At 49.2% G+C, this 15,965-nt stretch carries 12 protein-coding genes and 1 pseudogene; all 13 read right to left on the bottom strand.

All coding sequences use genetic code 11. The features are described 5' to 3' along the window. Positions 1-142 precede the first annotated feature (142 nt). Positions 143-1,150, bottom strand: coding sequence for a branched-chain amino acid ABC transporter permease (locus tag ACS5WU_RS03795; RefSeq protein ID WP_052740522.1), 1,008 nt, complete (start codon positions 1,148-1,150; stop codon positions 143-145). Between the two features lie 545 nt (positions 1,151-1,695). Continuing rightward, positions 1,696-3,075 (bottom strand): ABC transporter substrate-binding protein, encoded by a 1,380-nt coding sequence (locus ACS5WU_RS03790; protein WP_302761170.1) that lies wholly within the window; start codon positions 3,073-3,075, stop codon positions 1,696-1,698. Between the two features lie 97 nt (positions 3,076-3,172). After that, positions 3,173-4,051: a branched-chain amino acid ABC transporter permease gene (locus tag ACS5WU_RS03785; protein ID WP_046443984.1), complete on the bottom strand. Its 879-nt coding sequence runs from the start codon at positions 4,049-4,051 to the stop codon at positions 3,173-3,175. 48 nt (positions 4,052-4,099) lie between these two features. Beyond that, positions 4,100-4,804, bottom strand: a complete 705-nt coding sequence (locus ACS5WU_RS03780; RefSeq protein WP_046443983.1) for an ABC transporter ATP-binding protein — start codon at positions 4,802-4,804, stop codon at positions 4,100-4,102. Next, positions 4,797-5,564: an ABC transporter ATP-binding protein gene (locus tag ACS5WU_RS03775; protein ID WP_046443982.1), complete on the bottom strand. Its 768-nt coding sequence runs from the start codon at positions 5,562-5,564 to the stop codon at positions 4,797-4,799. Before ACS5WU_RS03775 ends, ACS5WU_RS03780 begins: the two co-directional genes overlap by 8 nt. Positions 5,565-5,626: 62 nt before the next feature. Continuing rightward, a complete protein-coding gene (locus tag ACS5WU_RS03770; protein ID WP_302761166.1) occupies positions 5,627-7,066 on the bottom strand; it encodes an FAD-dependent oxidoreductase in 1,440 nt (479 codons plus the stop codon). A gap of 33 nt (positions 7,067-7,099) precedes the next feature. Beyond that, a complete protein-coding gene (locus ACS5WU_RS03765; protein WP_465088954.1) occupies positions 7,100-8,539 on the bottom strand; it encodes an FAD-dependent oxidoreductase in 1,440 nt (479 codons plus the stop codon). A 160-nt stretch (positions 8,540-8,699) separates the two neighbouring features. Further along, positions 8,700-10,322: pseudogene (dhaK, locus tag ACS5WU_RS03760) on the bottom strand (dihydroxyacetone kinase subunit DhaK). Beyond that, complete coding sequence (locus tag ACS5WU_RS03755; protein WP_131924642.1) at positions 10,319-11,404, bottom strand: glycerol dehydrogenase; 1,086 nt, start codon at positions 11,402-11,404, stop codon at positions 10,319-10,321. Before ACS5WU_RS03755 ends, dhaK begins: the two are co-directional and overlap by 4 nt. Positions 11,405-11,738: 334 nt before the next feature. After that, positions 11,739-12,761: a PocR ligand-binding domain-containing protein gene (locus ACS5WU_RS03750; protein WP_465088953.1), complete on the bottom strand. Its 1,023-nt coding sequence runs from the start codon at positions 12,759-12,761 to the stop codon at positions 11,739-11,741. A gap of 588 nt (positions 12,762-13,349) precedes the next feature. After that, on the bottom strand, positions 13,350-13,490 hold the full coding sequence (locus tag ACS5WU_RS03745) for a hypothetical protein (RefSeq protein WP_302760529.1): 141 nt from the start codon (positions 13,488-13,490) through the stop codon (positions 13,350-13,352). A 168-nt stretch (positions 13,491-13,658) separates the two neighbouring features. Beyond that, a complete protein-coding gene (locus ACS5WU_RS03740; protein WP_302760528.1) occupies positions 13,659-14,891 on the bottom strand; it encodes an anhydro-N-acetylmuramic acid kinase in 1,233 nt (410 codons plus the stop codon). 44 nt (positions 14,892-14,935) lie between these two features. After that, positions 14,936-15,964 (bottom strand): zinc-dependent alcohol dehydrogenase family protein, encoded by a 1,029-nt coding sequence (locus ACS5WU_RS03735; RefSeq protein WP_302760527.1) that lies wholly within the window; start codon positions 15,962-15,964, stop codon positions 14,936-14,938. Between the last annotated feature and the right edge of the window lies 1 nt (position 15,965).

The raw sequence follows: 15,965 nt of genomic DNA, 5'->3' as shown, positions 1-15,965 counted from the left end.
CTTTCCACGTCAATATCAATAAAAACCCGCTCATCGGTATGCGGTAAGCGGGTTTTGAGGTATATGCCCGTCCCTTTACAGACGGATGCACCAATACCCTGGAGGCTTTTTCATTTCCAAAATATTGATATCGCCTTGCATCTCATTCCATCTGGCTTTCGGCCTTCCGGTTATGTTTTCCCGTCATTTTACTGAACAGCTTCTTGAATCCTTTTACAATCGGCTGCATCACGCCGTTTGGAAGTACGAATACGATCAGCAATACGAGGATGCCAAACACCAGCTGCCTGTAGAGCTCCGCCGTACGAAGCAGCTCCGGCAAAAACGTTACCACAACAGAACCGACAATCGGCCCGATCACCGTTCCGCAGCCTCCGATCATCACTGCTAAAATCGCATTCATTCCAATTCCCGCTGCAAAGGTGGTCGGATTCACAAAATTCATATAGTGTGCGTAAAGCACCCCACCCACGCAGCCCAGCACAGCGCTCAGCTCAAACGCCAGAAGCTTTGTGCCCGTCGCATTGATGCCCACAGCTTTTGCGAGGTCTTCATTTTCACGCAGCGTAACAATCGCGCGGCCCGTTTTTGATTTAAACAACCGGTACACAAAAAGCAAAGTCAGCACCGCCGCTATCAGAACAATGTAGAAATACCCTTCCCTTGAGGAAAGCGGCAGTCCAAAAAAATCACCTTTGAGCGGAGGGATAGAAAATCCCTGTATTCCCCCGGTTACCTCGTGCCAGCCTTTCATGATCGTAAATACCAGCATTGTAAATGCCAGTGTAACGATTGAAAAATAATGCCCCTTCGTCCGCAGGGACGGAATCCCGATCACCGCTCCCACAACGAGTCCGATTGCAACAGCCATCAAAAGGCCCACGGGCATAGACAGCCCCAGCTTGGACATCAGCAGTCCGGATACATACGCGCCGATTCCATAGAAAGCCACCTGGCACATGGATACATACCCCGCATACCCCTGGATGATATTAAGGCCGGACGTCATAACAATCCAGATCAGCGTTACGATGATCAGATGAAGATAATAGGATGTTGTGACAATCTGCGGCAAAAAGATCATGACCAGCAATACGGCGGCTGCAACAGCGCCCATGATCATCGATCTTTTTTTCGATTTTTTCAACATAGAAACTTCTCCTTCCTTATGATACATTGCGGCGCAGCGTTCAAAGGCCGCACGATTTCCTTGCTCAATAAAGCCGTATGGGATTATAAATACCCATGCCGCCGCTTTTGCAGAAAAGCAGCTATGCCAAAGCGCCGGTTATTCGCTGATTCGAAAGCCGTCGCCCCATTCTTTTGCACGGCGCGCATATTCTGCAGCCGCCTCCGGCGCGGCCTGCCATCCCCTGCCGCCAAAAGATTGTCAAATCACAGAAAACAATACGCCGGTATGGAATATCGTATGGCGGTACGTTGAATTTAAAATGGTGGGGGCCATCCGGAAACGGCGTCCAGATAGAATCCTCGAACGTCCTCGTTCCATATATATCGTCCTCCCGCAGCGTATACTTGCCTACGGTACGGTGGCCGTCGCACAGCAATGGCGTTTTTTTCCGCTTCCCGAATTATGTTCACGGCTTCACCGCCCCCGTATTGGTCTAAAGCAATTTTTATCCAGCCTGCTTTTTGCGGGGGCCCGTAAGCCCCCGCAGGCAAGCGCCATTTTACTTATTTTCCCGGAAACTCGATCCCTTCCTGCTCGCAATACTCTTTGAGGTAATTATGCAGGAAATCCGGTCCGATATCCTTGCCGATGGTGTCTTCATAAGCCCAGTTCTGTTCATCCATGCTCCACTTGGAAACCGTGTACGGATGATACGCCTGTCCAAGGTCGTCAAACAGCAATCCGCCGTCAAGTGGCGTATATTCGATGATCACCCGCGGATCAAGATCCTCCACCTTCAGTTCCTTCATTGCGTTGTTTACAGACTCCCACTCCGTTGTGCCCGCTTTTTGCAGCGCTGCCATCAGAATCCAGAAATTGTCGTAACCGTTCGTCGCCGTCTGGCTTGGGTTTTCGCCAAACATTTCCTCATATTTTTTGATAAACGCATCAGACTGCTCGCCGTTTTCACCGCCTTCTTCCGCAACCTGCGGGCGGATCGCGTAGCTGCCGTCCATCTGGTCGTTCGTGCAGGTCTCAAGCCACTGCGGGCCTGTGCCGCTGGAATAGGTAATCATTGGGATTGTGGAACCGAGCTCGCGCAGCTGGCGCAACGCCATTGCGGATTCCTCGATATTGCCCGCCATATAAAGGCCGTCCGCTCCAGAATTTGCAATGTTCGTCATCTGGCTCAAAAGGTCAAGGTCCCCGGCGTTCATCGTTTCCTGCGCCACAACCTCTACGCCGATCTTTTCGAACGCGTCGATTACATTATTTGCATGTACGCTGTAGCCTGTGTCGTTAAAGAACGCCAGAACAGCCACCTTACTCACTCCCAGATTGTCTTTGATATACTGGCAGTCGGATATCGGATCATAACAGTTCGCTGTCGCGCTGCGGAAGGTATTCCCGGGCGAATACAGCAGTATCTGCGGGGAACGTGCATTGCCGACCAGCATCGTGATCTCTTTGCCGGGTATCTGCTGTGCTGCGGAAATCGTTGAAGTGCTGGAGCTCCAGCCAAGTACGTAATTTACGTTATCCACATCCATCAGCTTCTGGATCGTCGAAACGCCTTCCGTCGCGTCGCTCTTGTTGTCGTACGTTATCACTTCAATGTCATATGTTTCGTCGCCGATCTTGATGCCGCCCTCAGCGTTCACCTCAGATGCTCCCAGCTTTACGGCGTTTGCCGCAGGCAGGCCATATGGCGCGCCCGTACCCGTGAGCGAATCGTCCACTCCGATTTTGAGCACTTTATTCCCGCTTGCACCTGCTTTTGTGCCGCCCTCCGAAGCTGCAGCGCCGCTTCCGTCGCCTGCCGCCGCTCCTCCTGACGTTGCCGCGCCGCCGTCAGCCGCAGGCGCACCGCAACCGAAAGCCGCAACCGCAAAGAGCGCAATCACTATCACCAGGCATAGTACTTTTAAATTCTTGCTTTTCATTTTTTCATTCCTCCTTTTAACCTCTTTTATTCTTTTCTTTTCAGAAACCTGTCTTTTCCGGCGGAACCGTCTTTGCCGTTCCGTAAGATTTCCCAATTTATTTGGTTGCCCTGCTTCTTTTGCCAAACAGGCCGTTCGGCTTGAAGATAAGCACCAGGATGATGATGATAAAACCAAACGCATCTTTGTACGCAGCCGATACAAAGCTTGCCCCGAGGCTTTCCACGATACCCATAATAAGGCCGCCGATAATCACGCCCGGTATGCTTCCAAGGCCACCAAGTATCATAACCGCAAAGCCTTTCATAACGATGTCCCCGCCGTAGGAGGGAAACATCTGCAGCAGGCTTGTCACAAAAATACCGCACAGCCCTGCAAGCGCGCTTCCGATTGCAAATACCGCGCCGCTGGTCTTATTGACGTTGACGCCCACCATTGTCGCCGCCTCGCGGTTTTGCGCCATTGCACGGATAGAGCGTCCAAGCTTGGTTTGCTTCATCATAAATGCAAGTACGCCCATAAGCGCCAAATTGATAATAATTACGTATAAGCGGAACGATGTAATCGCAATCGGCCCGATATGCAGCGTCGTATTTCCTACCGCCTGGATCGAAACCGGATCAGCGCCCCAAATCATCTGGCAAAGGTTTTCAAAGATAAACAGCAGCCCCAATGCCATGATAAAAATATTGATGGGCGGCCCTTTTATGATTACCCTGTAACAGTACCGTTCCAGAAACATGCCAAGCAGCGCGCATCCCACGATTGCAATCAGCGCCGCGGCAATCCACGGTACGCCCAGCATTCTCGCAAACGTATAACCGATGTACCCTCCAACCATCACAACCGAGCCGTGTGCAAAGTGCGAAATCCCAAGGACTCCGTAGATCTGTGATAATCCCATGCCGATCAGGGCGTAAATACTTCCAGTGACGATACCGTTTACGATCTGCTGAAGAAGTATAGCATTATCCATAATTTCCCTCCTTAATAATGTTTTTTCTCTCCCCACAGGGAAATGGCGTCAAATTCCCAGGTAGGTTTCCTGAATCTGTTTATCTCTGGATAATTCCTCCGCCGTGCCCTCGATCACAATATTTCCCGTCTCAAGCACATAAACATAATCAGCCAGATCAAGCGCCATCTGTGTGTTTTGCTCTACGAGCAATACCGTCTTTCCGCGGCTGTTTATATTTTTAATGATTTCTCCAACCTCTTCCACGAGGATGGGCGCCAGTCCCCACGACGGCTCGTCGAGCATCAAAAGCTCCGGCCTTGCCATCAGAGCGCGCGCGATTGCAAGCATTTCCTGCTCTCCTCCCGAAAGCGTTCCCGCCTGCTGCGCCGTCCTGTCTTTCAGGCGTGGAAACCATCCAAACACTTCCTCGATCGAATCCGCGATCTCTTTTTTGTCCGTGCGTGTATATGCGCCCATAATCAGGTTTTCATATACCGTCATCTCAGGGAAAAGCTGCCGTCCCTCCGGGCACAGCGATACGCCGCTCTTTGTGACGTCGTGCGATTTCATTTTGTTGATCTGGGTTCCGTTCCATTCGATGCTTCCGCTTTTCGCGCGCATCATGCCCATAATCGTTTTCATGGTCGTTGTTTTCCCCGCGCCGTTTGTACCGATCAAAACCGTTATTTTGCCGGTATCCGCATGGAAGTTCAAACCATGCAGCACCTCAATACTGCCATAGCAGGTCACGAGATTTTCCACTTTAAGCATGATTTCCACTCCTTCCCAGATACGCCTCGATCACGGCTTCATTTTTCTGTATTTCCTCCGGCCTTCCTTCCGCGATTTTCTGCCCAAGGTTGAGCACGACTACATGGTGGCATACCTCCATAATCATCTTCATATGATGCTCCACCAAAAGAACCGGCACGCCTCCGTCGCATACCTTGCGTATCAGCTGCACAAGGTCTGCGCGTTCGTCCTCTATCATACCCGCGCACGGTTCGTCCAGCATCAACAGCTTTGGTTCCGTAGCCATTGCAATCGCAATCATCAGTCTGCGCTGATCCGCGCTTGTAAGCGAACCCGCCCTGGTGTCCATCTTTTCTTCCAGCCCGACAAATCCAAGCAGCTCCCGGCTGTGCTCCAGCACGCGTTTTTCTTCTTTGAGCGTGCCGCAGATGCCAAACAGCCCAGTGACAAAATTTGATTTCATCCGGCAATGATGCGCTGTCACGACGTTTTCAACGGCAGACAAATCCGGGAAAACGCTGCTGATCTGGAATGTCCGCGCGACTCCCATCCTCGCGATTTTATGCGAGGGCAGCCCGCTGATTTCCTTGTCTTCAAACAGGATACTTCCGCTGGTCGGCTTGTGCACGCCTGTAATCAGGTTAAAGCAGGTCGTTTTTCCTGAACCGTTCGGCCCGATGAGTCCCAGTATCTGGTTTGACTCCAGGTTAAAAGAGACATCCTTCACCGCAGCCAATCCGCCGAAATATTTTGTTACATTCTCAAAACGGAGAATCATCAATACATTCCTCCAAATCTATTAGTTTCCGTTCCCTTCATGGCGGGAATTTCCAGCGTATGTTACAGCTTCAGCCCCCTGTTCCACGTTTTTGTCCTCAGCTTGTATTCTTCAACCACTTCAGGCGAAAGCTGCTTGTTGGTCGTTATCATGCCCTGCTCGTGAAGCGCGTCCTGCACCAGCTTCACGTCAATATCCTTCACGGTAGTCCCCAGCTTTTTCGCAAGCGCCGCTGCGGTTCCCGCCGCCTGTCCGGTGCAGATGCTCGGCGTGCAATACCGCAGGGCAGCCCACGTAACGAGATCCATAGACGCCGATCCGCCGGCGGCAAGGAGATTATCAAAATCCTTTGACACCATGGAGCGGTATGGGATATCATACGGCGTTATATTGTAAATGAACCGGTGGCTGGCGTTTGGAAAAAACGGATCCTGCGGCATATTACAGCAGGCGATCGCATCGTCAAATGTCTTAGCGCTCTTCATATCCTCGTCCGTAATCGTGTACTCGCCTACGATCCTGTGTCCATCACGCAGCAGCAGCCGGATAGGCGTTTGTTCGATCTTGGAGTGCTCAAAGCCCGGGACATTATTCCGGAAAGCTTCCCAGATAGACCACGCCTGTTTCCTCATATCAACCTCCGCATCGCTCAGGTCTTTTTCCATCCACGGATGGCTGCCTTTTTCAATGGGTTGGTACGCGCCGATAAACCAGCATCTTCCGTTCGCGTATTCGATCATCAGGGTGCTGTTCCGCGGCGTATACAGCCTTCCCGCTTCTTTTTCCTGCAGGAACAGTTTTCTTCCCTTAACCCAGTAGTCCCACTCGTCGACATTCTGTTCCGCGAACTCTCTGAACTTTTTATAATCGACGCCGCACATCCAAAAGCCGTAGCCAAATCCCATGTGCATTCCCTTGAATGGCCCAAACCGGTCGTCGGGATATCCTTCTTCGCCCGTCACCGCGGCTCCGGACTGCCATGCGATATGCGCGATACCCGTGCAATCGATCACCGTTTCCGCAAGGATCGCCTGACGGCCCTCGTGCGTTTCAATGAAAATTCCCTTTAAGGAATTTCCTTCCGCAATCCCCTTTGCGGCGCTCGCGTGGTAAACGAGCGTTACGCCCGCTTCCTCCATCATTTCCTCGAGCATTAGTTTGTAATACTCCTCGTCGAAATAAATACAGCCCGTTCCAACGCTCCAGTTGTCGCGCAGGCATCCCACGCTTGAATTGAACGTCGCTTTATTTTGTTTCAGGCGGTCTATGATTTCCTGTACAATCCCGCCCTGGATGCGGTCGTCCACAAACGTATAATTATCGTTGTGTGTCAGCGTCTGGTTCCCGCCCAGGCATCCATACTTTTCTACCAAAACCGTTTTTGCCCCATTCCTGGCAGATGCCAGCGCAGCGCCGATTCCCGCCGGGCCGCCGCCGATCACAACTACATCGGTATCATATAAAACCGGTACTTCCCTGGAAGCTTCAAACACAGTTTTCATATCCTTACTCCTTTCATCATCGAAACAAATCCGTTACATCCCAAATCCGTTGCCCCATTCGCGCTCTCTTCTGGCGTATTCGTCGATTACGGAAGCGGGCAGGTCTTTGTTTGTCGTCACAAGCCCCTGGCTGTTTAGCTCCTTCTGCAATTCTTTTACATTAAGCTCGCTTGGCATAATGCCTTGTTTTGCAGACATTGCAGCCGCAGTGCCCGCGGCCTGGCCCGTACATACGCTGGGCGTGCAATACCGCAGCGCAGCCCAGGTAATGAGGTCCATAGAGCTTGCGCCGCCCGCTGCCATCAGGTTTCCAAAATCCTTGGAAACAAGGCTGCGGTATGGAATATCATATGGAGTCACATCAAATTTGAAGTGATGCCCTCCATCCGGGAAGAACGGATCCGGCGGCATATTGCAGCACGTGATCGCATCCTCAAAGGTCGTCCCTCCGCGCATATCATCCTCTGTAATCGTGTACCTTCCGACGATCCTGTGCCCGTCCCTGTGTAAAAGCTTTGCCGCAGTCTGCTCGATGGTCGCGTTTTCAAAACCCGGAACATGCTTTTTGAGTAAATTCAGGATGGAAAACGCCTGTTTCCTGATATCCACTGTCGCAAGCGATATTTGCTCCGCCTCCCACGGATGATTGCCCTTGGCAATCGGATATCCGGGGCTTAGCATCCATACCCTGCCGTCCTCATATTCCTGGAAGATACAGCTGTCGCGGAACGAATACAGCTCGCCATCTTTTTTCGCCTGCGTGAAAAGCTTCCTGCCCTTCACCCAGTCATCCCATTCCTCCGGGTTTTCTTCCGCAAATTTCCTGAATCTCATATAGTCTACCCCGCGGATAAAATATCCATAGCCGAATGCCATGTGCATTCCTTTATAGGGGCCGTATTTATTATCCTTATAGCCTTCTTCTCCGGTAACCGACGCGCCCGCCTTCCATGCAAGGTCTGCAATGCCCGTGCAATCGATCACCGTTTTGGCAAGGATTGCATGCCGCCCCTGCCAGCTTTCTATGACAACGCCTTTTATTTCATCCCCTTCATGGATGGCTTCCACCGCAAACGCGTGATACAACAGCTGCACCCCCGCTTCACCCATCATTTTTTCCAGCATCATCTTGTAATACTCCGGATCAAAATAAAAGCAGCCTTCATCCGCGCTCCAATGCGCCTTGTGCGATCCGACACTCGATTTGTATACCGCGCCGCCCGCATGCAGCTTGTCGATAATCTCCTGTATCAACCCGCCCTGAATCCTGTCGTCGATAAATGTAAACGAATCGTTGAATGTGAGCGTCTGGCATCCGCCAAGGCAGCCAAAACGTTCAATCAGTACCGTTTTTGCGCCGGTCCGTCCTGCGCCAAGCGCCGCGCCAATACCCGCAGCCCCGCCGCCGATGACGACGACGTCAGTCTCGCATAAGACCGGTATTTCCCTGCTTGCTTCCGTGATTGTTTTCATTTTTTCAATTCCTTTCCCGCATCATTTTCAGAACCATTTTCCGCAGAATGTGTAGCAAGAAGAATACTGTAGTTGTAAGCGAACCTTTTTTGCTACAATTTTGCGTTTTCCAGTTATGCAATAGTATGATTGTGCTTAGATATGATTGGTGGGAAGCGCTTTATGCAAAGCTCTTAAAAATTACGCTGATCGCCACCGCTCCCGCGTCCGGGTAATTGATGCTGCGTTCCCCAAGATAGGAGGCGCGCCCTTTGTTTGCTGTAATTTTTTTGGTATTTTCTGCGCCCTGCTCCGCGCTTTGCGCTGCGTCGGCAACCGCCTCGCGGAACGGTTTGCCTTCCCGAAGGGAGGTTTCCATCGTCTCCTGCGCAGGAATCAGCGCGTCAAGCAGCGTTTTATCTCCAAGCTTTGCGCCGCCGCGTTTCTGAATCCCTTCGATCGCCGCATGGAGCATCAGCGGCACATCCGTTTCGCGGATTGTTTCTTTCCCTTTCACGCTCAACGCCGCCGCACGAAATGCAGATCCCCAGATTGGCCCCGACGCACCGCCGCAGTATTCGGTTATAATCATCGCGCAGCCCTTTACAAATCGGCTGACGTCCCCTGTTTCAATCTCATCGAGCTGCTTTTTCACTTCCTTAAAACCCTTGGAAAGCGACATCCCAAAATCCCCGTCTCCCGCAGCCGAATCCAGCTCGCAAAAATAAACCTCGTTTTTGATTACAATATCGCATAGCTTTGCGATCACATTTTTTACATCCATAACAGTAATGTTCATGTTGCATTCCACCCCTTACAATTTCAAGGCCAATGTGTTTGCCGGGCTGTCCAGCAGTTTCTTCAATTCATCGTCCAGCTTGAGCAGCGACGCCGACGCGCCCGCCATATCCAGCGACGTCATATAATTTCCAACAAACGTTTCGTGGACTGTGATTCCCCTGCTTTCAAGCTCTTTATAAATATCCTTGTTCAGAATATACAGCTCCATCAGCGGCGTTCCTCCAAGCCCGTTTATAAGCAGCGCGCATTCGTCTGCGCTTTTCAGCGCCAGCTCGCTTACCAGCATATCGCACATCCGTTTGGCTGTTTTAGCCGATGGTTCCGCAGCGCAGCGCTCAATGCCCGGCTCGCCGTGTATCCCCACGCCGAACTCCATTTCCCCGTCTTCGATTGCAAAAGTTGGCGTTCCTTTTGCAGGAACCGTACAGGAGCTGAGCGCGAAACCAATCGTCTTAACGTTCGCGATCGTTTTTTCTGCGATACGCTTTACTTCATCCAGTTTTTTTCCTGCCTCTGCCGCCGCCCCTGCAATCTTGTGGACAAATATTGTTCCCGCAACGCCACGTCTGCCAATGGTATAAAGACTGTCCTGCACAGCAATGTCGTCGTTTACGTAAACACATTGCACATCGATTCCGTCCTCGCTTGCCATTTCAGCGGCAGCGTCAAAATTCATGCAATCGCCTGAATAATTTTTGATGATGAGCAGCGTTCCCGCATCGCTTTCCGTTTCCAGAATCGCATTGTAAACCTGTATGGTAGACGGTGACGCGAATACGTCTCCGCACACCGCCGCAGAAAGCATGCCCTCCCCTACAAATCCGGCATGTGCGGGCTCATGCCCGCTTCCCCCGCCGGAGATCAGGCATACCTTGTTTTTGTCCAGCTTCTTTCTTTTCACAATCCGGTATCTTTCGTTCAGTTCAAGGTCCGCATCCGCAAGGATGATGCCTTCACACATTTCATCCACAACGGATACGACCTCGTTCATTATTTTTTTCATTTCCAGGTCCTCCCAATCACATCCGCCGCCCGGATTGCCGCAGCGACGTCACCGGGGCATACTTTAAAAGGCATATTATCCATCGTCTCTAGCTCAGAGCAGGAATGCTCCGCCACCCTCATAAGGCGCTCATCCGTGAGTTCTTCCACACCGAGATCTGCCAGGCATACCGGCAGCGAAAGCGACCTGCAAAAATCAAGCACCTCCACCAGCGTCTCTTCATCCGCATTTTCCAAAACAAGCTGTACCAACGTGCCGAACGCCACCTTTTCCCCATGGTAATAATGGTGTGTTTCCTCGAGGACCGTCAGCCCGTCGTGAATCGCGTGGGCTGCAGCAAGGCCGCTGCTTTCAAATCCAAGCCCGCTTAAAAGGATATTTGTTTCAATGATATTCTCAAGCGCCGTCGTCACCACATTTGCGTCGCTTGCCGCTTTCGCCTTATGCGCATCTTCAAGCAGCGTCGCATAGCACGTTTCCGCAATCGCTGCCGCTGCTTTGGTGCTGTGGCCCCCCGACATATTCGGCTTATTTGCCTTGATACATGCCCGCGCTTCAAATACCGTCGCCAGCGCGTCGCCCATTCCTGAAATCAGGAACCTGGTAGGCGCCTTTGCCACAATCCCGGAATCCACCAACACAAGATCAGGATTTTTTGGCAGGTGCATATAGCGGTCAAATTCGCCCTCATCGGTATAAATAATTGCAAGCGCGCTGGTTGGAGCGTCTGTAGAAGCGATGGTGGGTACGATGATTACCGGCTTTTTGGTCAGCGTTGCCGTTGCTTTTGCTGTATCGAGCGCTTTCCCGCCTCCAAGGCCGATCACAACATCCGCCCCATTTTCTTCCACGATTTCCACAACCCTGCCAATCTCCCTGTCGCAGGATTCCCCGCCAAACGCGGCATGCACATAATCGGTATTTGCAAGGCCTTCGTCCAATATATCCTTTACCCTCGCATAATCGTCAGAATGCGCGACTAAAACCGCTTTTTTTCCAAATCCGGCTATATACTCCCCCAATTTTTTCAATTCTCCTTCCCCTAACACAAACCTGGATGGGGAAATAAAGCTTCTTGCCATAATCTGTCACTCCTTTTATTCATTATTTTATTCATGATTTCTATCACAATTTTATGCAAGGTTACAAAACATCACAGATGTAAGACAATCCCTGGAATTTTTACCTGGTTTATTATCTATATCTATTGGATATCGTTCTTTTTGATCCAGCCAGCCGCCTCATTGAAATTTTGGATTGCAGCTTAGGCTTATAGGTTTGTTTGTTGGTGTATTGTCATTATAATCCGCATGTCCGTAAAAGGCATTATACGCAAATGACCTCATTTTGTATTTCCTGACCGTAAAATTTTGACTTTTCTTCCGGTTACCGTAGTTTTTTGACCGTACTATCTTGTCATTTCATGTATTTGCGAAAAATAGCAGGGGTTACGCCTTCGTGTTTTTTAAAAATCTTAATAAAGTAACCGGAATCGCTGAACCCAAGGTCATTTGAAATATCCGTTACGGACAGATCCGTATTCTCGAGCAATTCCTTTGCGACCGTCATTTTGAAATCCGCAACATAGTCTGAGAATGTCTTTCCCATTTCCTTTTTAAAGAGGCGGCTTAAATAGCTTGGACTGGTGTGTGACAGCTGTGCCATTTGTGCAAGCATAATGTTTTCATGTTTGTTATTGTGGATATATTCAACCACAGGCCTTAAAATCTGATGCCGGGGAGTCCCCTCCGTTCTCTTTTCAGATGTTTTAAGCTGTTTTGTCATGATCGCTTTTGACACCTGTTCTTTGATATCCATCATGGTGTTGAGTGAATCGTCTGCAAAATCTCCCGGTGCGCCTTCCTTTGCAAGTATTTTTTCATAGGTTTCGCTCATCATATTTTTGCTGATCGCTTCCCCTACAATATAATTGCATAAGTGGAAGAGCATGCCGATGATCGCGCTGATGCGCCTTACAGGGAGTCTTGGAATCTCGCCGTACTTTTCACGCAAATTTCCATCCTGGCTGATAAAGCTGTTTTCGTATGTCGACATCAATATCTTTTCCAGGCTAATCGACGCGTCCGTTTCGTCTGCCATTACCTGCCCCGCCATTACGGCACCGATATATTTTTCGTCCACAACAATCGGAATCGCCGTGTCCAGAATATCGCAGTGGCAAAGGTACATAAACGGTTTGTTGAGCCGTGCGGCTTCGATGCCGCCGCGCGAATCGCATTTCTGGCAATATTTTGCCGTGTCCGGGTTTTTCCTTACAATCGCGCAAAAATCCGTGCACCCGCTGTGTCTTGTCACGGGAACGCCTTTGTAGTCCACGATCAAAATTGCCATCCCCGTTACTAAAGCCAGCTCATCCTGGATTTTTTGCCATTGCTCCAGGTCGAGTATACTTCGTATATTCAATAATTTACTGTTCACTCATTTTTACCTCCAAACGTTTTGCACAACAAAACAACCCGTGATGCGCTGCCTGTATTTGCCCGGAAAGAACATATGAAAGCAAAATATTGTTTGAAGACTGATTGGGATGATTCGGGTAGACCGGTACTGATAGAAGATCAATTTTATGTGCTTTTGTTCATTATAAACTATGCACAATTTTATGTGCTCGTATAGAAATGACAAAAAAAAGTAGTTCTAAATCGTATTTTCATGTCTTTTTTCGGAATGACAGTAATTTTTTTACCGTTTATCAATATAAAATGATGCAACACAAAACCAAACAACCACCCCATTACAAATGGGCAAAATTGCTTTTCACCGGAAATTATTTTATTGCACTTTTATAAAATTACAAAAATGAAGTGCCGACGCTCCCCGCATACCGCGCAACGCATCAGCACTTTTCATTATACGCTTTCAATTTGCATTATCCAATTAGAAATTTAACGAATTTTCTGATATGGGTTTGGTTTTCACAATTTTTACGCCTTCCGCATCGTTTCATGTAACGGGACCTCACGCCAATAAATAAGCCACATTGGCAAGACCATCTGGCAATCTTTACTACTGTTCACGTTTCGCAACATCGGCATTCTGAAACGGGCAGATTGATTCATAACGCACATAGAGTTCTATGATGTCATGTAATACCGGCGTTTCAATCACACGATATTTTTTGAGCAGAGAGAACATTTTCGTTTTCATATCTTCCGGCAGCGTCGTTGCTTTGCCGCCGGCTTTGTTTGACAGCCGTTTATTGACGCTTATTCCAACACAGCTATCGCTTTGTCATTTGAATTTTAGCTCAAATATTCAAAAAAGAACCCTTTCTATTAGATAAACGGTAACAGAAAGAGTTCTTTTTGACAGCTTTTACTTGCCGCTTATATTATCGATGTGCCTTGGAGCAAGCGCAATTTTCCCAAGAATCGCATACTGTGAAGCATGCCCTGCGGCTGGAATATTCCCCGGGATACAATTAATCGTTGAATAAGCGATCGTTGCGAATTTAATCGCTTCCTTATATTCCGGCGGAATACCAATCTCAGCAGATGTCGTTACTCTGATATGCTGCGGGATACGCGCCTGGATTTCCTTCATAATAGCAGGATTTTTAACCCCACCGCCGCTCGCATAAAGTTCTTTTGTCGAATCGATAATCTCAACCGGTATATTATCCAGCATGCTCTTTGCTACCGCCGCCCCCGTAAACGCACAGGCCGTAGCGATAAAATTTTCTTTGGGAAGTCCCGAAAACTTTTCAAGCACACTGTCAATATATTCGGCGCTATAATCTGCAATCCATCCGGAGCGTGGAACAGGCCGTTCGAAGAAAGGATGATTCATAAAGTGATCGAGTAGCTTTTCGTCGACTTTTCCGCTCTTTGCTATCTTTCCATCTTTATCATATTCCAGTCCATACAGTTTACGCATCATGTAATTAGAAATCACATTACCCGGTCCAACATCAAAACCATACATTTTTCGCCTATCGGCGCATCCTACGTGAAGGTTTGCGATACCACCAATATTAAGCGTCATGGATGGATGATCGTCCTTACGGAACAGGATAAAATCCAAATAAGGCATCAGCGGCGCCGCGCTGCCTCCAAACGTATGGTCTGCCGCACGAAAATGTGTGACTGTATCGATGTTGGTCAGGTTCGCAATAACCGAGCTGTCTCCCATTTGCATTCCCGCCGGATAGGCGCCGCTTAGCCATCTGCCCGGCCAATTTGCTTTTTGTTTTTCGCTCATCGCGCTGATTGCTGCATGGTCGGGTTGTTCCTGATAAACCGTCTGTGTGTCCAAGCCAAGCACCGTAATATCCATAGGATCAATTTTATTTTCCCTCATAAATTGTACTGCTTTTTCGGCAAAAACGGCGCCGCATTCATAATTAAGGCGGTTAAGCCCAACCATATCTACTTTGTTTTCAAAAGCTGCCTGGACAATCTTTGCCACCTCTTCCGGCCAACTGTACGAGCCTCCGCAGAGATACTTTGGTTTTTTCGGAAATCCATCCGCATCCATCTCCGTCTCGCATAACACAACGTCGATTCCATCAAACGACGAACCGCTGTTCATACCCATAATTAATGCCATTCTTCTTTTCCTCCTAAAGTTAATAATTTAGTAGAGTCGCTATCTCAATCCCACACGAATACAACTTTTTGTGTCGCCTGTTGATCAAACAAACGGAATGCTTCGTCCGCATCGTCTATTTTGTAGGTATGGCTTGATATTTTGTGAAGGGGAATTTTCTTTTCCATAATAAAATTTGAAATTTCTTTCCAGTCCCCCCGGTTGAAATACCAACATCCCAATACGCGGATCAACTTCCTTAATATTTGCAGACTGATATCAACGGTACATTTGCTGTTTTCACCGATAAATCCAACGCTTCCCTGCTTTTTCACGCTATTGAGCGCCGTATTTTCTGCTGCTTCATTTCCCGAGCAATCAATGGCGATATCCACGCCATCGCCGCCGGTGAGCTTTCTGATTTCTGCTTCGGCATCCTGCGTTTTGGAATTGATCGTATAGTCTGCTCCAAGCTCCTTGGCGAGTTCCAAGCGCTTATCGTCGATATCGATGGCAATTACCGTTGCCCCAAACGCTTTGGCCATAAGCACACCGCCCGATCCCATCGGTCCAAGGCCAAAGATTGCAACAGTCTTTTGACCGTTTACGCCAAGTCTTTTGCATGCCGTATACAGCGTACCGCCCACATCTGTGGAAAGCGCGCCTGTAATATAGTCCATTTCGTCAGGCATAGGAAGGCAGTTATACTCCGGGACTGCAATATAGTCTGCATGCGCGCCGTCCACCGCAAATCCGATACATCCAAATTTGTTGCACATATTGATGTCGCCATGCAAACAGTATTCGCACTCCCCGCACCCAAGTCCAAGGTAGATTGCAACACGGTCTCCGGGTTTTACATGCTTGACATTCTTTCCTACCTCTTCCACGATACCACAGGGCTCGTGCCCGGGCGTGATGATCTGCTCCGGATCTTCGTCTTCAAACATTTTTCCGCCATGATACCTCGCCAGATCGCTCCTGCAAAGGGCCGATGCCTTCATTTTGATTAGCACCTGGTCATCATCGGGTATCGGCTTAGGCACCTCGCGAACTTCAACCTTTCCTGTATCGATGATTTTTGCACATTTCATA

The sequence above is a fragment of the Christensenella sp. KGMB01412 genome, from assembly GCF_055522415.1.
Note: the sequence above shows the minus strand (reverse complement) of the source record. Positions and strands in the feature narration are given on the sequence as shown.